The sequence below is a fragment of the Streptantibioticus ferralitis genome (genome assembly GCF_029223525.1).
Taxonomy (GTDB): Bacteria; Actinomycetota; Actinomycetes; order Streptomycetales; family Streptomycetaceae; genus Streptantibioticus_A; species Streptantibioticus_A ferralitis.
Genome location: NZ_JARHTQ010000002.1, coordinates 307,454 through 326,764 on the forward strand (window position 1 = coordinate 307,454; position 19,311 = coordinate 326,764).

General features: G+C 70.5%; 19 protein-coding genes. 16 read left to right on the forward strand and 3 right to left on the reverse strand.

The annotated features are described in order from the left end of the window. Positions 1-86 precede the first annotated feature (86 nt). The 15 genes from P2L57_RS04270 to hypE all read left to right on the forward strand — a co-directional run bounded on the left by P2L57_RS04270 (position 87) and on the right by hypE (position 14,970). Positions 87-1,796 carry a hydrogenase maturation protein gene (locus P2L57_RS04270; RefSeq protein ID WP_275808400.1) on the forward strand — a complete coding sequence of 570 codons (1,710 nt, stop codon included), beginning with the start codon at positions 87-89 and terminating at the stop codon, positions 1,794-1,796. A gap of 172 nt (positions 1,797-1,968) precedes the next feature. Then, positions 1,969-3,054, forward strand: a complete 1,086-nt coding sequence (locus P2L57_RS04275; protein WP_275808403.1) for an NADH-quinone oxidoreductase subunit B family protein — start codon at positions 1,969-1,971, stop codon at positions 3,052-3,054. An 83-nt stretch (positions 3,055-3,137) separates the two neighbouring features. After that, the gene (locus P2L57_RS04280; protein WP_275808406.1) at positions 3,138-4,916 is read left to right on the forward strand and encodes a nickel-dependent hydrogenase large subunit; all 1,779 of its coding nucleotides are present in this window, start codon (positions 3,138-3,140) and stop codon (positions 4,914-4,916) included. After that, positions 4,913-5,503 (forward strand): NifU-related iron-sulfur-binding protein, encoded by a 591-nt coding sequence (locus P2L57_RS04285; RefSeq protein ID WP_275808410.1) that lies wholly within the window; start codon positions 4,913-4,915, stop codon positions 5,501-5,503. The genes P2L57_RS04280 and P2L57_RS04285 overlap by 4 nt, the downstream gene beginning before the upstream one ends. After that, positions 5,500-6,150 carry a DUF5947 family protein gene (locus tag P2L57_RS04290; RefSeq protein ID WP_275808413.1) on the forward strand — a complete coding sequence of 217 codons (651 nt, stop codon included), beginning with the start codon at positions 5,500-5,502 and terminating at the stop codon, positions 6,148-6,150. The genes P2L57_RS04285 and P2L57_RS04290 overlap by 4 nt, the downstream gene beginning before the upstream one ends. Continuing rightward, a complete protein-coding gene (locus P2L57_RS04295) occupies positions 6,147-6,806 on the forward strand; it encodes a DUF6084 family protein (RefSeq protein ID WP_275808416.1) in 660 nt (219 codons plus the stop codon). The genes P2L57_RS04290 and P2L57_RS04295 overlap by 4 nt, the downstream gene beginning before the upstream one ends. Then, positions 6,803-8,182, forward strand: coding sequence for a hypothetical protein (locus tag P2L57_RS04300; protein ID WP_275808419.1), 1,380 nt, complete (start codon positions 6,803-6,805; stop codon positions 8,180-8,182). Before P2L57_RS04295 ends, P2L57_RS04300 begins: the two co-directional genes overlap by 4 nt. Further along, positions 8,179-8,727: a hydrogenase maturation protease gene (locus tag P2L57_RS04305; protein WP_275808422.1), complete on the forward strand. Its 549-nt coding sequence runs from the start codon at positions 8,179-8,181 to the stop codon at positions 8,725-8,727. The genes P2L57_RS04300 and P2L57_RS04305 overlap by 4 nt, the downstream gene beginning before the upstream one ends. Further along, on the forward strand, positions 8,724-8,828 hold the full coding sequence (locus P2L57_RS40545) for a DUF6893 family small protein (RefSeq protein WP_372515600.1): 105 nt from the start codon (positions 8,724-8,726) through the stop codon (positions 8,826-8,828). The genes P2L57_RS04305 and P2L57_RS40545 overlap by 4 nt, the downstream gene beginning before the upstream one ends. Before the next feature lie 171 nt (positions 8,829-8,999). Then, positions 9,000-9,389 (forward strand): hydrogenase maturation nickel metallochaperone HypA/HybF, encoded by a 390-nt coding sequence (locus P2L57_RS04310; protein WP_275808425.1) that lies wholly within the window; start codon positions 9,000-9,002, stop codon positions 9,387-9,389. 3 nt (positions 9,390-9,392) lie between these two features. After that, on the forward strand, positions 9,393-10,100 hold the full coding sequence (hypB, locus tag P2L57_RS04315; RefSeq protein WP_275808428.1) for a hydrogenase nickel incorporation protein HypB: 708 nt from the start codon (positions 9,393-9,395) through the stop codon (positions 10,098-10,100). Positions 10,101-10,114: 14 nt separating this feature from the next. After that, the gene (hypF, locus tag P2L57_RS04320) at positions 10,115-12,466 is read left to right on the forward strand and encodes a carbamoyltransferase HypF (RefSeq protein ID WP_275809179.1); all 2,352 of its coding nucleotides are present in this window, start codon (positions 10,115-10,117) and stop codon (positions 12,464-12,466) included. 32 nt (positions 12,467-12,498) lie between these two features. Beyond that, positions 12,499-12,786 carry a HypC/HybG/HupF family hydrogenase formation chaperone gene (locus P2L57_RS04325; RefSeq protein ID WP_275808431.1) on the forward strand — a complete coding sequence of 96 codons (288 nt, stop codon included), beginning with the start codon at positions 12,499-12,501 and terminating at the stop codon, positions 12,784-12,786. Beyond that, positions 12,783-13,907 (forward strand): hydrogenase formation protein HypD, encoded by a 1,125-nt coding sequence (gene hypD / locus P2L57_RS04330; protein ID WP_275808434.1) that lies wholly within the window; start codon positions 12,783-12,785, stop codon positions 13,905-13,907. The genes P2L57_RS04325 and hypD overlap by 4 nt, the downstream gene beginning before the upstream one ends. Next, positions 13,900-14,970, forward strand: coding sequence for a hydrogenase expression/formation protein HypE (gene hypE / locus P2L57_RS04335; protein WP_275808437.1), 1,071 nt, complete (start codon positions 13,900-13,902; stop codon positions 14,968-14,970). The genes hypD and hypE overlap by 8 nt, the downstream gene beginning before the upstream one ends. A gap of 108 nt (positions 14,971-15,078) precedes the next feature. On the opposite strand, the gene qcrB is transcribed toward hypE, so the two are convergent. Genes qcrB through qcrC form a run of 3 tightly spaced genes read right to left on the reverse strand, consistent with a single transcriptional unit; the run spans position 15,079 to position 18,568 of the window. Then, positions 15,079-16,719, reverse strand: a complete 1,641-nt coding sequence (gene qcrB, locus P2L57_RS04340) for a cytochrome bc1 complex cytochrome b subunit (RefSeq protein ID WP_275808440.1) — start codon at positions 16,717-16,719, stop codon at positions 15,079-15,081. Beyond that, positions 16,716-17,768: a cytochrome bc1 complex Rieske iron-sulfur subunit gene (qcrA, locus tag P2L57_RS04345; protein WP_275808442.1), complete on the reverse strand. Its 1,053-nt coding sequence runs from the start codon at positions 17,766-17,768 to the stop codon at positions 16,716-16,718. Before qcrA ends, qcrB begins: the two co-directional genes overlap by 4 nt. After that, positions 17,768-18,568 (reverse strand): cytochrome bc1 complex diheme cytochrome c subunit, encoded by an 801-nt coding sequence (gene qcrC, locus P2L57_RS04350; RefSeq protein ID WP_275809182.1) that lies wholly within the window; start codon positions 18,566-18,568, stop codon positions 17,768-17,770. The genes qcrA and qcrC overlap by 1 nt, the downstream gene beginning before the upstream one ends. 268 nt (positions 18,569-18,836) lie before the next feature. Here qcrC and P2L57_RS04355 point away from each other — a divergent pair, with 268 nt between their 5' ends. After that, on the forward strand, positions 18,837-19,238 hold the full coding sequence (locus tag P2L57_RS04355) for a DnaJ family domain-containing protein (RefSeq protein WP_275808445.1): 402 nt from the start codon (positions 18,837-18,839) through the stop codon (positions 19,236-19,238). Positions 19,239-19,311: the final 73 nt, after the last annotated feature.

The following is a 19,311-nucleotide window of genomic DNA, read 5'->3' on the forward strand; positions in this document are numbered from 1 at the left end:
GCGGCCGAAGGGGTGCTGGGCGGGGCGTCATGATCGCCGTGGCGGGTCAGGGTTTCGCGCCGCGCCGCGGCGCACGGGAGGTTGCGGTGCGTATCCTGCTGATCGCGAGCGCGTTCAACAGCCTGACGCAGCGGGTGTTCGTCGAACTGGGCGATCAGGGCCACACGGTGGCGGTGGAGCTCGCGCTGAGGGACGAGTCCGTACGGGAGGCGGTGCGGCGGCACGCTCCGGACGTCGTGGTCGCCCCGATGCTCAAGACCGCGATTCCACATGATGTGTGGTCCGCGCACACCTGCCTGATCGTGCACCCGGGGCCGGTGGGGGACCGCGGTCCGTCCTCGCTGGACTGGGCCGTTCACCAGGGCGCGGACACCTGGGGCGTGACGGTTCTGCAGGCGAACGCGGAGATGGACGCCGGGGATGTGTGGGCCGCGGTGCCGTTTCCGGTGCCGTCGGTGGGCAAGAGCGACCTGTACCGCAACGAGGTCTGCGACGCCGCGCTGGAGGCGGTGCTGCTGGCAGTGGAACGGTTCGCCTCCGGCACGTACCCGCCGCGCCCGCAGCCACAGGGCGCGGCGCGCATTCGGCCGTACTTCCACCAGAGCCTGCGGCGCATCGACTGGACGTCCGATCCGACCGAGACCGTGCTGCGCCAACTGCGGGCCGCCGACGCACAGCCCGGAGTGCTGGATGATCTGCTCGGCGGTGAGTGGTACCTGCACGGCGGCTGCCCGGAGGACAGCCTGCGGGGGCGCCCGGGTGAACTGCTGGCGACCCGGTCGGGCGCGGTCTGCCGGGCGACGGTGGACGGCGCGGTGTGGATCGCGCAACTGCGGCCGCGGCGGCGACCAGGCGGTCCGGCCACCTTCAAGCTCCCGGCGGTGCTCGCGCTCGGCGACCGGATGCCCGCGCTCCGCGAGGTCCCCGCCCCGCTCTGGCTGCCCGAGCACCGCAGGACCTGGACGGATCTGCGCTACCGCGAGGACGGCGCGGTCGGCTTCCTGTGGTTCTCCTTTCCCGGCGGTGCGATGAGCACCAGTCAGTGCCGACGCCTGCTCGCCGCCTACCGCTTCGCCTGCTCCCGGCCGACCTCCGTCCTGGTGCTGGGCGGTGCCCGGGACTTCTTCTCCAACGGCATCCACCTGGGCGTGATCGAGGCCGCCGCCGATCCCGCCGAGGAGTCCTGGGCCAACATCAACGCCATGGACGACCTGGTCGAGGCGGTGCTGACCACCACCGACCGGCTGGTGGTGGCCGCCCTCGGCGGCAACGCCGGAGCGGGCGGTGCGATGCTGGCGCTGGCCGCCGACCAGGTGTGGTGCCGCCAGGGCGCGGTGCTCAACCCGCACTACCGGCTGATGGGCCTGTACGGCTCCGAGTACTGGACGTACACCCTGCCCCGCCGGGTCGGGGAGGCCGCGGCGGAGCGGCTGACCCGGCAGGCCCTGCCGGTGACCGCGGCGACGGCGCATCAGCTCGGACTGGTGGACCGCCTGGTGCGCTGCGCGCCCGAGGACTTCGGCGGGGCGGCCGCCCGCCTCGCCGCGCACCTCGCCTCCTTGCCGCGGACGCAGCGGTACATCGCCGACAAGAAGGCGGTGCGCGAGCGCGACGAGGCCGTCAAGCCGCTGAGCGCGTACCGCGAGGAGGAACTCACCCGGATGCGCCGCGACTTCTTCGACCCCGAAGCGCCCTATCACGCGCTGCGCAGGGCGTTCGTACGGAAGGAGCCGCCGTCGCAGACGCCCCCGCACCTGCGGATCGAGTCGGCTCGGCCGACCACCCGGCGGCGGTGAGCGGCCCGCGGCGCCGCGGCGGGTGCCGGTCGGCGCGGTGACCGTCACCGGATTGGTCCCGCATGGGGCATGCATTGGCCGCTTGCCTGGTAGGAAGGGCAGAGATTGATTTGAGGTTTATGTAACTCCTATTCCTTTCGTCCATGCCGCTGACTTCCCAGGAGGCCTCCAGATGGGTGCACCGCAGACCGCCGTCGACACCGGCCACGGGCGCGCGCAGGCGGGTGATGAGGCCCCCTTGATCCATGTGCTGTGGATCAACGCGGGTCTCAGCTGCGACGGCGACTCCGTATCGTTCACCGCCGCGATGCAGCCGAGCGTCGAGGAGATCGCACTGGGGGCCCTTCCGGGGCTGCCGAAGGTGGCCATGCACTGGCCGCTGATCGACTTCGACTCCGGTCCCGTGCAGGGCGCGGACACCTTCATCGAGTGGTTCTTCAAGGGCGAGCGCGGCGAGCTCGACCCCTTCGTCCTGGTCGTCGAGGGCTCCATCCCCAACGAGAAGGTCAAGGCCGAGGGGTACTGGTGCGGCTTCGGCGACAATCCCGACACCGGCCAGCCCATCACCACCAGCGAGTGGATCGACCGCCTCGCACCCAAGGCCGCGGCGGTGGTGGCCATCGGAACCTGCGCCACCTACGGCGGAATCCACGCGATGGCCGGCAACCCCACCGGTGCGATGGGGGTGCCCGACTACCTCGGTTGGGAGTGGAAGTCGAAGGCCGGCATCCCGATCGTCTGCGTGCCCGGCTGCCCGATCCAGCCCGACAACTTCTCGGAGACGCTGACCTACCTGCTGTACCAGATGGCCGGGTCGGCCCCGATGATTCCGCTCGACGACAAGCTCCGGCCCACCTGGCTGTTCGGGGCCACCGTGCACGAGGGCTGCGACCGGGCCGGGTACTACGAGCAGGGCCAGTTCGCCGAGTCGTACAACTCGCCGGAGTGCCTGGTGAAGATCGGCTGCTGGGGGCCCGTGGTCAAGTGCAACGTCCCCAAGCGCGGCTGGATGGACGGCATCGGCGGCTGCCCCAACGTGGGCGGCATCTGCATCGCCTGCACGATGCCCGGCTTCCCCGACAAGTTCATGCCGTTCATGGACGCCCCGCCCGGAAGCAAGGTCTCCAGTGCCGCCAGCCACACCTACGGGGGCGTGATCCGCAAGCTGCGTTCCATCACCGCCAGGACCGTGGACAAGGAACCGAAGTGGCGGCGCACCGGCCGCGAGCTGACCACCGGCTACCACCCTCCCGCGTGAACCGGGCCAGGGATCCAGCCACCACGTTGAACTTCCGCTTGATGACCGGCAGTTACGGCTTGTAGAAGGGCGCGACACACACAATGGCACCGACGACGAAAACAGCCGGGGACGGCCTGGTGGAGATGTCCTGGGATCCGATCACCCGGATCGTGGGCAGCCTGGGCATCCACACGAAGATCGACTTCAAGCAGAAGCGGGTCGCCGAGTGCTACAGCACGTCATCGGTGTTCCGCGGCTACAGCGTCTTCATGCGCGGCAAGGACCCGCGGGACGCGCACTTCATCACCAGCCGGATCTGCGGCATCTGCGGCGACAACCACGCCACCTGCTCGGTGTACACGCAGAACATGGCGTACGGCGTCAAACCGCCGCACCTGGGCGAGTGGATCATCAACCTCGGCGAGTCCGCAGAGTACATGTTCGACCACAACATCTTCCAGGAGAACCTGGTCGGGGTCGACTACTGCGAGAAGATGGTGCGGGAGACCAACCCCGGTGTCCTGGAACAGGCGGAGCGCACCGAGGCCCCGCACGCCGCGGAGCACGGCTACCGCACCATCGCCGACATCATGCGCTCCCTCAACCCCATCGAGGGCGAGTTCTACCGCGAGGCGCTCCAGGTCAGCCGCTACACCCGCGAGATGTTCTGCCTGATGGAAGGGCGCCATGTGCACCCCTCCACGCTGTACCCGGGCGGGGTGGGCACGGTCGCCTCCGTCCAGTTGTTCACCGACTACCTCAGCCGGCTGATGCGGTACGTGGAGTTCATGAAGCGCGTCGTGCCGATGCACGACGACCTGTTCGACTTCTTCTACGAGGCGCTGCCCGGCTACGAGGAGGTGGGCCGGCGACGCGTGCTGCTCGGCTGCTGGGGCGCCATGAACGACCCCGAGTACTGCGACTTCACCTACCGCAACATGACCGACTGGGGCCGTCGGATGTTCGTCACCCCGGGCATCATCGTGGACGGCAACCTGATCACCAACGACCTGACGGAGATCAACCTCGGCATCCGCATCCTGCTCGGCAGCTCCTACTACCAGGACTGGCAGGGCCAGGAACTCTTCGTCACCCACGACCCGCTCGGCAACCCGGTCGACCCGCGCCACCCGTGGAACCAGCACACCATCCCGGCCCCGCAGAAGCGCGACTTCTCGGACAAGTACAGCTGGGTGATGTCGCCGCGCTGGTTCGACGGCAAGAACTACCTGGCGCTGGACACCGGCGGCGGCCCGCTGGCCCGCCTGTGGTCCACCGCGCTGTCCGGGCTGGTGGACATCGGCTACATCAAGGCCACCGGGAACAGCGTGGTGATCAACCTGCCGCGCTCCATGACCAAACCGGAGACCACCTTCGAGTGGAAGATCCCGCGTTGGAGCAACGCCATCGAGCGCAACCGCGCACGCACCTACTTCCAGGCCTACAGCGCGGCGATGGCACTGCACTTCGCCGAGCGGGGGCTTGAGGAGGTCAGGGCCGGGCGCACCCAGACCTGGGAGAAGTTCGAGGTGCCCGACGAGAGCATCGGCTGCGGATTCAGCGAGGCGGTACGCGGTCTCCTCTCGCACCACATGGTGATCCGCGACGGGAAGATCGCCAACTACCACCCCTACCCGCCGACCCCATGGAACGCCAGCGTCCGCGACAGCCACGGCACTCCTGGCCCGTACGAGGACGCGGTGCAGAACACCCCGATCTTCGAGGAGAACCGCCCGGAGAACTTCAAGGGCATCGACATCATGCGCACCGTGCGCAGCTTCGACCCGTGTCTGCCGTGCGGTGTGCACATGTACCTCGGCAACGGCAAGACGATGCGGCAGACGCACATGCCCACCGGGCTGAGCGGCCTGGCCGGATGAGCGCGCCGAGCACAGCGGCCGGATCCGGCGTGGTGAACGCGGAACAGACCGGCAAGCGGTTGGAGGCCGTACTGGATCGCCTGGCACAGGGCGGTGACCCCACGGTCTCCGCCGCCGCCGAGGAACTGGTGCGCATCCTGATGGACTTCTACGGTGCGGGGCTGGCCCGTGCCGTCGACCTGGTCGCGGCGGCCGGGCAAAGTGGCGGTCCGCTGGCCGCCCTGCTGGGCGACGAGTTGGTGGCCAGTCTGCTGGTGCTGCACGATCTGCACCCGGAGGACACCATGACCCGGATCGCCCGGGCCGTGAACACAGTCGCCGGGCGACCGTTCGAGCTGGCCGGGCTCGACAAAGTCTCCGGCGTCCTGCGGTTGCGCCCGGCCGCAAGCTCCGGGTGCGGCTGCGGCAACACCGCGCAGGCCGCCAAGGAGCAGGTCGAAGCGGCCCTGTCCTGCTTCGCGCCGGAAGTGACCGCCGTGGAAGTCGAACCGGCCCAGGGCGGCGCGTCCGAGCCCAAGCTGCTGAACATCGGCCCGACCCGCACCAGGTCCGCCGACCCCGAGCCGCAGCCGGCGGAGGCACGGTGACCGCGCAGCAACAGACGGCAGCGCCGCCGCGCGCGGGCCTGCGCCGGTTCCTCGCCCCGACACCACCAGCGCCGCAGCAGTGCGAACTGTGCGGACGCCAACTTCCGGACGGACACCGGCATTTGGCCGACACCGAGCAGCGCGCCCTCGCCTGCGCATGCGACATGTGCGCGGTGCTGTTCACCCGGCCAGGAGCGGGCGGCGGCCGGTTCCACACGGTTCCCGACCGCTACCTCGCCGACCCCGGGCCGGGCCTCGACGAAGCCACCTGGCAGCGGCTGCGGATCCCGGTGAGCGTGGTCTTCTTCTTCCACAACGCCGCGCTGGACCGCCCGGTCGCGCTCTACCCGAGCCCCGCGGGCGCCACGGAGAGCGAACTGGACCCGGAGAGCTGGCAGACCGTCGTGGCCGCGACCCCGCTGGCGGAACTGCTGGCACCCGATGTGGAAGCGCTGCTGGTGCGTCGCTCGGCAGGCCGTGGCGAATGCTTCCTGGTACCGATCGACGACTGCTACCAACTGGTGGGCAGGATGCGGCTGCACTGGCAGGGCTTCGACGGCGGATCAGCGGCGCGAGCCGATCTGGACGCCTTCTTCGGCCAGGTGGCGGCGCGCGCCCGGCTGCCGCGGAAGGACGAACAGCGGTGACCGAGCTGACCTTCGCCTGCACCGGCGTACGAGCCGACCCGTACGCCGCCGGCCCGGCCCTTGTCTTCCGGCTGCGGATCACCGCCGCGGGCGGTGCCCGGGTGCATGCGCTCGCCCTGCGCTGCCAGATCCGCATCGAACCGGCGCGCCGCCACTACGAGCCGTCCGAGACCGACCAGTTGGGCGACCTGTTCGGTGAGCCGTCCCGCTGGGGCAGCACGCTGAACCCGCTGCAGCTCGCCCAAGTCCCGCTCACCGTATCGGGCTTCACCGGACAGACCGAGGCGGACCTGGTGGTCCCGTGCACCTACGACATGGACATCGGCGCGACGCGGTACTTCCGGGCGCTGCGCGACGGTGAGGTGCCGCTGCTGATGCTGTTCTCCGGCACCGCGTTCACCGGTCACGGCGGCTTCCAGGCGGAACCAGTGCCCTGGGACCGCGAGGCGCGGTACCGGATGCCGGCAGGGGTATGGCGGGAGATGATCGAGCAGCACTTCCCCGGCTGCGGCTGGATCCGCCTGCCCCGCGACACCATGGACGCACTGCTGCGGTACCGCTCGCAGCGGGCGCTGCCCTCCTGGGAGGCGACACTGCGGTCCCTGCTCCAGGTGGCCGGGCCGGTCGACGCGCGGGCCGAGGCGGTCGCGACATGACGGCGCCGACGCTCACCGCACGGACGGACCCGAGGTTCTCCCTGGCCCGGCAGGTCGCCGACGCCGTGCTGTTCGAGGGCTATGTGCTCTACCCGTACCGGGCCTCGGCGGCGAAGAACCAGCTGCGCTGGCAGTTCGGGGTGCTCGTCCCCCCGGCCTGGGGTGCGGGGCGCGCCGAGCACACGTATCAGCGCACCGAGTGCCTGATGGAACCGCGCCGCGATGCGACCCTGTCGCTGGAGCTGCGCTTCCTGCACGCACAGCGGCGGACGGTACAACGGCTGGGCTCGGACGGGGAGTTCGAGACCGCCGAGTCGCTGGACGCCGATGACCGCGTGTACGTCCCCTGGGACGAGGGCGTCGAGGAGAGCGTGGAACTGTCGGTCCCGGTAGCGGAGTTGACCGGTGACGGCGTCACTGTTCCCTTCACCCGGCCCGCGCACCAGGAGACCGAATCGGTGCGCGCCGACGGCCGGATCGCCGGGCGCTTGCTACGCCGCCGGGAGCGGCTCGACGGGGCGCTGCGGCTGTCCGCCGACGAGATCGACGGCCCGTACGCCGCGCTGCGGCTGACCGCGGTGGTGCAGAACACCGGCGACTGGCCGTCGGACGGCGGCGAGGCAGAGCGCGATGACGCGCTGCTGCGCTCGCTGGTCTCCGCCCATCTGCTGCTCGGACTGAGCGACGGATCGTTCGTGTCGATGGCCGATCCGCCCGAGTGGGCCAAGGGCGCCGCGGCGCACTGCCGCAACGAGCACACCTGGCCGGTACTGGCAGGAGAGGGCGACCGCGCGGATGTGATGCTGTCCTCGCCGATCATCCTGGAGGACCATCCGCGGATCGCGCCGGAAAGCCTCGGCACGCTCTACGACGCCACCGAGATCGACGAGATCCTCGCCCTGCGCACCGCGGCACTGACCGACCAGGAGAAACGGGAAGCACGCGGCACGGACGACCGGGCCGGTGCGGTGATCGACCTGGCCGACACCATGCCACCCGAGGTCCTGGAACGGCTGCACGGCGCGGTACGCGCACTGCGCGAGGTCACCGAACCGGCGGGCGAACCGGACACACCCTGGTGGGACCCGGCGGGCGACCCCTCCGTCGACCCCGCCCACGACCGGGTCCTGGTGGACGGCCGGGAGGTGGGCGCGGGCAGCAGGGTGCGACTGCGTCCCGGATCGCGCCGCACCGATGCCCAGGACCTGTTCCTGCACGGCCGCACCGCGATGGTCGAGGCGGTGCTGCACGACGTGGACGGCCTGGTGCACCTGGCGGTGACCGTGGACGGCGACCCGGGCGCGGACCTGCGCCGGGAGCAGGGCCGGTTCCTGTACTTCCAGCCCGACGAGGTCACTCCGCTGGAGGACGCGTGAACGCCCCGGCAGACGGTGTGCTGGTCGCGGGGGTCGGCAATGTCTTCCTCGGCGACGACGGTTTCGGCGTGGAGGTGGTCCGGCGACTGACGCACCACCAACTGCCGCCGTACGTCGAGGTCGTGGACAGCGGAGTGCGCGGCGTGCACCTGGCGTACCAACTCCTGGACGGCTACCGCACCGTGGTGCTGGTCGATGCCACGGCTCGCGGCGCGGAGCCCGGAACGGTGTACCTGATCGACGCCTCGGCACCGGCGGCGGTCGAACCGCGGCAGACACAACTGGACGGCCATCACATGTCCCCGGACGCCGTGTTGGCGCTGCTGGACACGCTGCGCCAGAGCATCGGCGGCAGCGCGCCGGGGCGGGTCCTGGTCGTCGGCTGCGAACCGGCCTGCGTGGACGAGGGCATCGGCCTCAGCGCGCCGGTCGCCGCGGCGGTGGACGAGGCGGTGCGCCTGGTCCTGCGCGTCGTGCGGGATGAGGAGCCGCTCACGGTGACCGTGGCGGACAGCAACTACCCGGAGAGGAACCCCCAGCCATGAAGAAGATCACCATCAGCGCAGCAGTGGCGGGCCTGCTCGCCGTCATCGCGGCCCGCAACCTGCCGGACCTCAGGCGCTACCTGCGGATCCGCGCCATGTGAGCGTCCGGCTCGCGACCGCCGCGGCAGATCGGGCTGCGGCGAACGGCGTACGCCCGGGCGCCCGGGCGGCGCGTCGGGACCGCCGCCCCCGGGCCGCCGCCTGTAATGGGACACAGCGGGCGGCCCCGGCAGCGGCGGCCCTCGGTCGGCACGCGCGGCAGAAAGAGACCGATGCACGAGATGTCCATCGCCATGGCGGTCGTGGAGCAGGTTGCGGCCGCCGCCCGGGACGCGGGCGTCGACTCGGTCCAGCAGGTGCGGCTAGAGGTCGGCGAACTCGCCGGTGTGGTTCCGGACGCGCTGGACTTCTCCTTCGAACTGGCCTGCGCGGGAACGGCGCTTGAGGGAGCCGAGCTGATCGCCGAGCCGGTCCCGGGCCGGGCCCGCTGCGAGGAGTGCCGGGCCGAGTGGCCTACCGGGATGCCGCCGCAGCTGCGCTGCCCGCGCTGTGCGGTCTCGACCGGGCAGCTGCTGTCCGGCAGGGAACTGCGGATCACCAGCGTGCGCTGGGCCGGTGAACCTGAGGAACCCGAGCCTGTACGCGTCCGTGAGGAGTGCTGAGCCATGTGCCGAGTCGTTGACCTCCAGCAGTCGGTGCTCGCCAAGAACGACGAGTACGCGCAGCGGTTGCGGGCCGACATGGCCGCCCGCGGCGCCACCGTCGTCAATCTGCTGTCCAGCCCGGGCAGCGGCAAGACGGCACTGCTGGAACTCGAACTGTCCACGGCCCGTCAGCGCGGCCTGACGGTGGCTGCGCTGACCGCGGACCTCGCCACCGAGAACGACGCGGTGCGCCTGGCCCGATCCGGAGCGCCGGTCAAACAGGTGCTCACGGACGGTCTGTGCCATCTGGAGGCCCGGATGCTCGCCGGCCACCTGGACGGGTGGCTGCCCGAGGCGACCCGGCTGCTGTTCGTGGAGAACGTGGGCAACCTGGTCTGCCCGGCCTCCTACGATCTGGGCGAGTCGCTGCGCGTGGTGCTCGCCTCCGTCACCGAGGGCGAGGACAAGCCGCTCAAGTACCCCACCGCCTTCGGGCTGGCCCACCTGGTCGTGGTGACCAAGACCGACATCGCGCGAGCCGTCGGCTTCGACGAGGCGGCGTTCCGCGCCAACGTCGCGCAGGTGAACCCCGGTGTCGAGGTGCTGCTCACCTCCGCCCGCCGCGGACAGGGCGTCGGCGCCCTCCTCGACCGGGCGCTGGCCGCCGGGGACGGCGCCGAGGTCCACCGACCGGTGATGGCCGTGCCGTCCGCCCACCACCACTCGTGACGCAGCAACGGGAGATGGTGCCGAGCGCCGCACCGGTACAGCGCCGCCGGGTCACCGTGCGAGGGGTGGTGCAGGGCGTGGGGTTCCGGCCCTTCGTCTTCACCCTCGCCACCGAGCTGGGGTTGGCCGGGCATGTGACGAACACCTCCGAGGGCGTCCTCGCCGAGGTCGAGGGCGATCCACAGGTGCTGGCCGCGTTCTGCGACCGGCTCACGGCCGACGCGCCGCCGCTGTCCGTGGTCGAATCGGTCGTCCATGAGCCGGTCGCGCCGACCGCCGCCACCGGGTTCGCCATCCTGCCCTCCAGCGCGGGCGGACAGCCGCGCACCCTGGTGTCGCCGGACACCGCCACCTGCCGCGACTGCCTTGCCGAACTGGCCGATCCGGACGATCGCCGCCACCGCCATCCGTTCATCACCTGTACGCACTGCGGACCGCGCTTCACGATCGTCACCGGACTGCCCTACGACCGCGCCAACACCACGATGGCCCGGTTCGCGATGTGTCCGGACTGCGCCCGGGAGTACGCGGATCCCGCCGACCGCCGCTTCCACGCCCAGCCCGTCGCCTGCCACGCCTGCGGGCCCCGGCTGCGGCTGCTCGAACCGTCGCCGGAGCGTGCGGCGTCCGGTGCGCAGGCGCTGGCCCGGGCCCGGCGGCTGCTGGCGGCGGGTGCGGTGCTGGCGGTCAAGGGACTCGGCGGCTACCACCTCGCCTGTGACGCGGCTGATCCGGACGCGGTCATGACGCTGCGCCGCCGCAAGGCGCGCGGTGACAAGCCGTTCGCGCTGATGGCGCGGGACATCGCCGATGTGGGGCGGCTGGTGCATCTGGGGCCGCGGGAGCGGGAGTTGCTCACCGGTACCGTCCGGCCGATCGTACTGATGCGCCGGCGCCAAGGGGCCGAACGGCCCTGGGACGCCCTGCCGGTGGCCGAGCCCGTGGCGCCCGGCAGCCCCGACCTCGGCGTCATGCTGCCGTACACCCCGCTGCACCACCTGCTGCTGGGCCTGCCGGGCGATCCGCCGGGCCCTCGGCTGCTCGTGATGACCAGTGGGAATCTCGCCGGCGAGCCGATCGTCACCGACGATGACGAGGCCCGTGAGCGGCTGGCCGGTCTGGCCGACGCCTGGCTGGTCCACAACCGCCCGATCCATGTGCCCTGCGACGACTCGGTGGTCCGGGTCTGCGACGGTGCCGAACTGCTGGTTCGCCGCTCCCGCGGGTACGCGCCGCTGCCGTTGACGCTGCCGGTACCGGTGCGGGCGGCCCTCGCCGTCGGCGGAGACCTGAAGAACACATTCTGCGTGGCCGAGGGACGGCACGCCTGGCTGTCCGCGCACATCGGCGACATGGACGACCTGGCGACGCAGCGCGCCTTCGACCGCGCGGTACGGCAGTTGACCGCGATCAGCGGAGTGGAACCGCGGTTGCTGGCAGTAGACCGGCACCCGGGCTACCGCTCCATGCGGTGGGCGCGGCGCCATGCCGACGGCCGACCGCTGGCGTACGTCCAGCACCATCACGCGCACATCGCGTCGGCCATGGCGGACGGCGGCCTGGACGGCGGCCGCCGGGTGATCGGGGTCGCCTTCGACGGCACCGGCTACGGCGACGACGGCGCGGTGTGGGGCGGGGAGGTGCTGCTCGCCGACTATGCCGGGTTCCACCGCTTCGCACAGCTCGCCTATGTGCCGTTGCCGGGCGGGGACTCCGCGGTGCACCGCCCGTACCGGATGGCGCTGGCCCACCTGCGCGGCGCGGGACTTCAGTGGTCGGCCGACCTGCCCTGCACGGCGGCCTGCCCGCCGACCGAACTGCGGGTGCTGGAGGACCAGTTGGCGCGGGGCCTGGGCTGCGTGCCCACCTCCAGCATGGGGCGGCTGTTCGACGCGGTCTCCTCGCTCGCCGGAGTCTGCCACCGGGCGCGGTACGAGGCCCAGGCGGCCATCGAACTGGAGGCCGCAGCCCTGGCCGGGGACCCACGGGCGCCCGGATACGCCTTCGCACTGCGCCGCGGTGGGCCGGAGCCGGGCGCGGCCGAACTGGTCGCTGATCCGGCGCCGGTGCTCGCCGCCGTCATCGCCGACCTGCGGGCGGGCGCCAACGCCGCACAGTTCGCGGTGCGTTTCCACCACGCGGTCGCCGACCTCGTCCGCCAGCTCTGCGTCATGGCGCGGGAGCGGTACGGACTGGAGACGGCCGCGCTCACCGGCGGAGTCTTCGCCAACACCGTGCTGCTGTCGGCCTGTTCCCGGGCGCTGCGGCGGGAGGGCTTCACGGTGCTGCGGCACCGCCGTGTCCCGCCCAACGACGGAGGCCTGGCCCTCGGGCAGCTGATGGTGGCCGCGGCCCGCACCACCTGACCACCGACCGCACGAACAGCGAGGAGAACGCCATGTGCCTGGCGGTACCAGGCAAGGTCCTGGACATCGAGGACCGGGACGGCACCCGGATGGCCACCGTCGACTTCGGCGGTGTGCTCAAGGACGTGTGTCTCGAATACCTGCCGGACCTGGAAGTCGGCGAATACGCCATCGTCCACGTGGGGTTCGCCCTGCAACGCCTTGACGAGGAATCGGCCAAGCGGACTCTGGCGCTGTTCGAGAACCTCGGCATGCTGCAGGAGGAGTTCGGCGATCCATGGGCCATGGCCGCCGCGACACCGCAGGAGGCACAGGGATGAAGTACATCGAGGAGTTCCAGAACCCGCAGCTGGCCCAGCGCCTGCTCGACGACATCCACGCCACGGTCACCCGGCCGTGGGCGCTGATGGAGGTCTGCGGCGGCCAGACGCACAGCATCATCCGGCACGGCATCGACCAACTCCTGCCGGAACACGTGGAGTTGATCCACGGCCCGGGCTGCCCGGTGTGCGTGACCCCGCTGGAGGTGATCGACAAGGCCCTGGAGATCGCCTCCCGCCCCGAGGTGGTGTTCTGCTCGTTCGGGGACATGCTGCGGGTGCCGGGCACCGGACGCGACCTGTTCCGGGTCAAGAGCGAGGGTGGCGATGTGCGGGTGGTGTACTCGCCACTGGACGCGCTGCGGATCGCCCAGCAGAACCCCGAACGGCAGGTGGTGTTCTTCGGGATCGGCTTCGAGACGACCGCACCTCCGAACGCCATGACGGTGTATCAGGCGCGTCGGCTCGGCATCCGCAACTTCAGCCTGCTGGTCTCCCATGTCCGGGTGCCGCCCGCCATCGAGGCGCTCATGCTGTCGCCGGACTGCCGGGTGCAGGGGTTCCTCGCCGCCGGGCATGTGTGCAGTGTGATGGGCACCGACGAGTACCCGGAGCTGGCCGAGCGGTTCGCCGTACCGATCGTGGTCACCGGCTTCGAGCCGCTGGACATCCTGGAGGGCGTGCGCCGAACGGTCCGCCAGCTGGAGCGCGGCGAGCACCGCGTCGAGAACGCCTATCCGCGCGCGGTGCGCCCGGAGGGCAACCCCGCGGCCAAGGCCATGCTGGAGGACGTCTTCGAGGTCACCGACCGCGCCTGGCGCGGCATCGGCGTCATCCCGGACAGCGGATGGCGACTGTCCGAGCGCTACCGCGAATACGACGCGGAGCACCGCTTCACGGTGGGCGGCATCACCACCGAGGAACCGGCCGCCTGCCGCAGCGGTGAGGTCCTGCAGGGCCTGCTCAAGCCGCACGAGTGCGAGGCGTTCGGCACCCTGTGCACCCCGCGCAACCCGCTGGGCGCCACCATGGTCTCCAACGAGGGAGCGTGTGCCGCCTACTACCTCTACCGCCGACTCGGCGGCGCCACCGCCCCCAAGGAGACGAGCCCCGTTGCCTGACACCACACAAGCACCGCCCGACCTGACCGCCTGGACGTGCCCGGCGCCGCTTCGGGACCAGCCCAAGGTGGTCATGGGCCACGGAGGCGGCGGAGTGATGTCGGCCGAACTGGTCCAGAACATCTTCGCCCCCGCCTTCGGCGGCCGGGTCCTGTCCCAACTGGGCGACTCGGCGGCGCTGAGCCTCGGCGGTATCCGGCTGGCGTTCTCCACCGACTCCTTCGTGGTGCGCCCGCTGTTCTTCCCCGGCGGCAGCATCGGCGACCTCGCGGTCAACGGGACCGTCAACGACCTGGCCATGAGCGGTGCCCGGGCGGCCTTCCTGTCCTGCGGGTTCATCCTCGAAGAAGGCGTCGAGATGGAAGTCGTCGCCCGGGTGTCGCATGCGCTGGGCGCGGCGGCGCGGGCGGCGGACGTCGAGGTGGTCACCGGCGACACCAAGGTCGTCGAAGCGGGCCACGGCGACGGCGTCTACCTCAACACCGCGGGAATCGGGCTGATCCCCGACGGGGTCGACATCCGACCGCAGCGTGTGGTCCCCGGCGACGTGGTGATCGTCAGCGGTGCGATCGGGGTCCACGGAGTGGCGATCATGAGCGTTCGGGAGGGGCTTGAGTTCGGCGTGGAGATCGTGAGCGACTGCGCCGCCCTCGGTGGTCTGGTCGCCACGATGCTGGACGTCACACCGGATCTGCACGCGCTGCGCGACCCGACGCGCGGCGGTCTGGCCGCCGCACTCAACGAGATCGCGGTCGCCGCCCGGGTCGGCGTGGAGATCCGGGAGAAAGCCGTCCCGGTGCCGCCCGAGGTCGACGGCGCCTGCACGATGCTCGGCCTGGACCCGTTGTACGTGGCCAATGAGGGCAAGCTCGTCGCCTTCGTCCCCCGGCAGCACGCCGACGCGGTACTCGCGGCGATGCGGGCCCATCCGCTGGGCGCCGGCTCGACGGTGATCGGCGAATGCGTGCGGTCCCACCCCGGAATGGTCGTCGCCCGTACCGGGCTCGGCGGTACGCGGGTGGTGGACCTGCCCATCGGTGAGCAGCTGCCGCGCATCTGCTGACGGCCCGTACCACGCGGCGAACGCGTGGCCGCCGGCATCTCCTCGTGCCGGGGGCCGGGTCGAAAGACCCGGCCCCCGCGGTGTGTTCCGCTTGACTCCCGTGGCGCTTCAGTGGTGCTGGCTGGTGCTCTCCTCCAGCTCCTCGGCCGTCGGCTTGGGCACCTGGCTGTGCTCGCCGAAGTAGACCGAGGACAGCTTCGCGCGGAGCTTCTCGGAGAACGGGACCTTGCGGGGGATACCGGTCCTGTCCTCGGCCGGCGGCAGTTCCAGCGGCTGGAGTTGGTCGTGCGCGGTGAGTTCGTAGATCCTCTCCTGCGGCAGCCGCTCGTGGACCTCGATGAACTCGCCGTGCGGCAGGCGCTTGATGACCCCGGTCTCCCGGCCGTGCAGCACCTTGTCCCGGTCGCGGCGCTGCAACCCCAGGCAGATCCGCTTGGTGGCGACGAAGACGATCACCGGCAGCACGAAGAAGCCGATCCGGACGATCCAGGTGATGGCGTTGATCGAGAGCTGGAAGTGGGTGGCGACCAGGTCGTTTCCGCCGCCGAGCAGCAGGATCAGGTACAGCGCCAGCCAGGCGGTGGCGAGCGCGGTGCGCACCGGCGCGTTGCGCGGGCGGTCCAGCAGATGGTGCTCGCGTTTGTCGGCGGTGACCCAGGACTCGACGAACGGGTAGACCGCGATGGCCACCAGCACCAGGATGAAGACCACCAGCGGGATGAAGACGCCCAACTCCAGGGTGTGGCCGAGGAAATGGATCTCCCACCCGGGCATGATGCGGATCAGGCCTTCCGAGAAGCCCATGTACCAGTCGGGTTGGGCGTCGGTGGTCACCTGGTCGGAGCGGTACGGTCCGTACGCCCAGATGGGGTTGACCTGAGCGATCGCGGAGATGAGCGCCAGCGCACCGAAGACGACGAAGAAGAAGCCGCCGGCCTTGGCCATGTAGACCGGCATCAGGGGCATGCCGATGACGTTCTTCTCGGTGCGGCCGGGACCCGCGAACTGGGTGTGCTTGTGGTAGAAGACCAGGATCAGATGGGCCACCACCAGACCGGCCATGATGCCGGGGATGAGCAGGATGTGGACGGTGAACAGACGCGGGATGATCACGGTTCCGGGGAACTGCCCGCCGTAGGCGAACATCGTCAGATAGCTGCCGACGATCGGCACCGACAGGACGGCGCCCTCCAGGAACCGGATGCCGGTGCCGGACAGCAGGTCGTCCGGCAGTGAGTAGCCCATGAAACCGTCGAACTGGCCGAGGAACAGCAGGAGGAAGCCGAAGAGCCAGTTCACCTCGCGCGGTTTGCGGAACGCACCGGTGAACAGTACGCGCATCATGTGGACGAACATGGCCGCGACGAAGACGATGGCCGCCCAGTGGTGGACCTGACGCATCAGCAGACCGGCGCGCACGTCGAAACTGATGTCGAGCGTCGTCTTGTACGCCTCCGACATACGGATGTTGTTCAGCGGCGTGTACGTGCCGTGGTAGACGACCTCGTTCATGCTCGGGGTGAAGAACAGCGTCAGATAGACGCCGGTCAGGATGATGATGACGAAGGTGTACAGGCAGATCTCGCCCAGCATGAACGACCAGTGGTCGGGGAAGATCTTCCGCAGGTTGGACTTGGCCAGGCTGTAGATGCCGAGCCGTCCGTCCGCCCAGTCCGCGATCCGCTCGCCCGGGTTGGGCTGCCTGTTGCGGTCCGCCGAGGCGCCCTCGGCCGAAGAGTGAGTGCTCATGCGCTGCGCTCCCAGAATCCAGGGCCGACGGGCTTGTCGAAGTCGCCCTGGGCCGCCAGGTAGCCCTGGCTGTCCACGGCGATCCGCAGTTGCGGCAACGGGTGCCCGGCCGGGCCGAAGATGACCCGGCCGCCGTCTGCCAGGTCGAACGTCGACTGGTGGCAGGGGCAGAGCACATGGTGCGTCTGCTGTTCGTACAGGCTGATCGGGCAGCCGACATGGGTGCAGATCTTGGAGTACGCGAGGATGCCCTGGTGGCCCCAGTCCGCCGACTGCTTGTCCTTGATCTCCGTCGGGATCAGCCGGACGATCATCAGCGCCGCCTTGGCCATGACCACCTGGAAGTCCGCGTCGCTCTCGTGCACCCCTTCGGGCTGGGCGAAGGTCAGTGACCCGACCAGGATGTCCTCGGGCCGCAGCGGCCGGTCGTCACTCATGTTGATCAGGCGCTTGCCGCTCGACCACACGGTGTGGAAGAGCTTCTTCTCCGGCAGTGGGCCGAGGTCCCGGAACAGCACGATCGCGGAGAGCGGGACGATGGTCAGTGCGCCGAGCAGCGCGTTGCGCAGCACCTTGCGGCGGCCGATGGCGCTGTCCGCGGCGCCCTGCTGGAAGTCGGCGAAGACCTGCTGGCGCACCTGAGGCGGGGCCTCGATCGGGTGGCGCTCGGACACGTGCTCCACGTCGGACATCAGGGTGCGGGCCCAGTGGATGGCGCCGACGCCGATGCACAGCAGCGCGATGCCGAGCGTCCCGCCGAGCGCGAAGTTCTGTGCGCTGACATGACCCACCGGGAAGATGAAGACGACCTTCTCCTTCGGGATCAGGACGTACGACGCGATGAAACCGAAGGCGGCGATCACCGCGGTCGCGAACAGCCTCGCGACAACGTGCTCGGAGCGTTTCGCGGCGCGTTCGTCGATGTCCTGGCGGCGCGGCTGGTGCGGGGGCAGGCCCGGATCGGCGAAGGGGTCCGCGAGCTTGGGCGGCTTGCCCGGCTTGCCGGCCTCTGGCAGGCGCTCTTCGGGGCTGTTGTCCTGGTGGGTCATTACTTCCTGGCCTTTGCGGTCCGGGCGGCGATCCAGATGGAGGCGGCGATCAGCACGCCCAGTCCGAAGATCCAGCCGAAGAGCCCCTCGGGGACCGGACCCAGCGAGCCCAGGCTCAGGCCGCCGTAGCTGGGATTGGTGGCGGGGTTCGTGGTGTGCGTCACGAACGCGATGAGGTCCCGCTTCTGCGCCTCGGGCATCGTCGTGTCAGGGAAGGACGGCATGTTCTGCGGCCCGGTCAGCATGGCCTCGTAGATGTGCTTGGGGGTGACACCGCGCAGTTCCGGTGCGAACTTGCCCTGGCTGAGGGCGCCACCCGCACCGGCGAAGTTGTGGCACTGGGCGCAGTTGGTACGGAAGAGCTGACCGCCGGCCGCGACGTCACCGGGCGCGTACTGCGAAGGGTTCGGGATGCCCGGGCCGGGCCCCAGGGAGGCCACGTACGCGGCGAGCTGGTCGATCTGCGGCTGCGAGTAGACGGGCTTCTTCTTCGGAACCTGCGCGCCGGGCTGCTGGGCGGGCATACGGCCGGTGCCCACCTGGAAGTCCACCGCGGCCGCGCCCACGCCGACCAGGCTGGGGCCGAGGTGGCTGCCCTGGCCCGAGGGGCCGTGGCAGGTGGAGCAGCCGACCTCGTAGAGCTTCCGGCCCTGATCGATCGCCAGCGACTGGGCGGGGTTGGCCTGCGCCCTCTGCGTCGGTGCGAACGCGGCGTACAGCCCGCCGCTGGCCGCGAGCGCGATGAGGAGTGCGACGAGCGCCGCCAGCGGATGACGGCGTCGTGCGGAGAGTTTTTCCACGGACAACCCCGATGTGCTGAGCATGATGTGTCGAATGGGTGGCCGTTCGGCCGACCGGCAGGTGCTGGCGACGAAAGCCCCTGTCCGGGATGAATCAGGCAGAACGGCCAGCCCCTAGGACATCACACTCCTGTTCGTGATCCATGGCTCTCGGTGATCGTGTCTCGGACGGGCTGGGCTTCATGGGCTGCGCGCCGCCGATCCGGCGACCCATCCGGCTGCCGTTCCATGCTCGGCGCGGCCGTGGGAAGCGCGGGAGAATCACAGCATGACCGAACGCAAACCGCCCGGCGTCAGCTTCGAGTCGTGGGTCGACCGGCAGATCCGCGAAGCGGCGGAGCGCGGGGAGTTCGACAACCTGCCGGGCATCGGAAAGCCCCTCCCCGACTTGGACCAGCCCTATGACGAACTGTGGTGGGTCAAGCGGAAAATGCGCCGCGAAGGAGTGAGTTACCTGCCGCCGACGCTGGTGCTGCGCAAGGAAGCGGAAGACGCGCTGGCCGCCGCGTCGGGAGCCGGCTCGGAGCCGGAGGTGCGGCGGATCATCTCGGAGGTCAACGAGCGGATCCGCGAGGCGCTCAGGACCCCGGTTCCCGGGCCGCCGCTCAACCTGGTGCCCTTTGACGTCGAACGCGTCGTCCGCGAGTGGCGCGAGCGGCACTCCGGCTAGCGCCGCGCTCGCCCGGGTGTCCGCCCGGTCGGCGTACAGGATCGGCTCAACCTGTCCTATGCCCGACGCGTTC

What these genes read in the sequence shown, in the direction of transcription:
- P2L57_RS04285 (WP_275808410.1), top strand. Translation starts at nt 4,913, where the DNA reads ATGAGCGCGCCGAGCACAGCGGCCGGATCCGGCGTGGTGAACGCGGAA.
- hypD (WP_275808434.1), top strand. Translation starts at nt 12,783, where the DNA reads ATGAAGTACATCGAGGAGTTCCAGAACCCGCAGCTGGCCCAGCGCCTG.
- qcrA (WP_275808442.1), bottom strand. Translation starts at nt 17,768, where the DNA reads ATGACCCACCAGGACAACAGCCCCGAAGAGCGCCTGCCAGAGGCCGGC.
- hypB (WP_275808428.1), top strand. Translation starts at nt 9,393, where the DNA reads ATGTGCCGAGTCGTTGACCTCCAGCAGTCGGTGCTCGCCAAGAACGAC.
- P2L57_RS04325 (WP_275808431.1), top strand. Translation starts at nt 12,499, where the DNA reads ATGTGCCTGGCGGTACCAGGCAAGGTCCTGGACATCGAGGACCGGGAC.
- P2L57_RS04275 (WP_275808403.1), top strand. Translation starts at nt 1,969, where the DNA reads ATGGGTGCACCGCAGACCGCCGTCGACACCGGCCACGGGCGCGCGCAG.
- qcrB (WP_275808440.1), bottom strand. Translation starts at nt 16,719, where the DNA reads ATGAGCACTCACTCTTCGGCCGAGGGCGCCTCGGCGGACCGCAACAGG.
- P2L57_RS04280 (WP_275808406.1), top strand. Translation starts at nt 3,138, where the DNA reads ATGGCACCGACGACGAAAACAGCCGGGGACGGCCTGGTGGAGATGTCC.
- hypF (WP_275809179.1), top strand. Translation starts at nt 10,115, where the DNA reads ATGGTGCCGAGCGCCGCACCGGTACAGCGCCGCCGGGTCACCGTGCGA.
- P2L57_RS04300 (WP_275808419.1), top strand. Translation starts at nt 6,803, where the DNA reads ATGACGGCGCCGACGCTCACCGCACGGACGGACCCGAGGTTCTCCCTG.
- P2L57_RS04355 (WP_275808445.1), top strand. Translation starts at nt 18,837, where the DNA reads ATGACCGAACGCAAACCGCCCGGCGTCAGCTTCGAGTCGTGGGTCGAC.
- P2L57_RS40545 (WP_372515600.1), top strand. Translation starts at nt 8,724, where the DNA reads ATGAAGAAGATCACCATCAGCGCAGCAGTGGCGGGCCTGCTCGCCGTC.
- P2L57_RS04310 (WP_275808425.1), top strand. Translation starts at nt 9,000, where the DNA reads ATGCACGAGATGTCCATCGCCATGGCGGTCGTGGAGCAGGTTGCGGCC.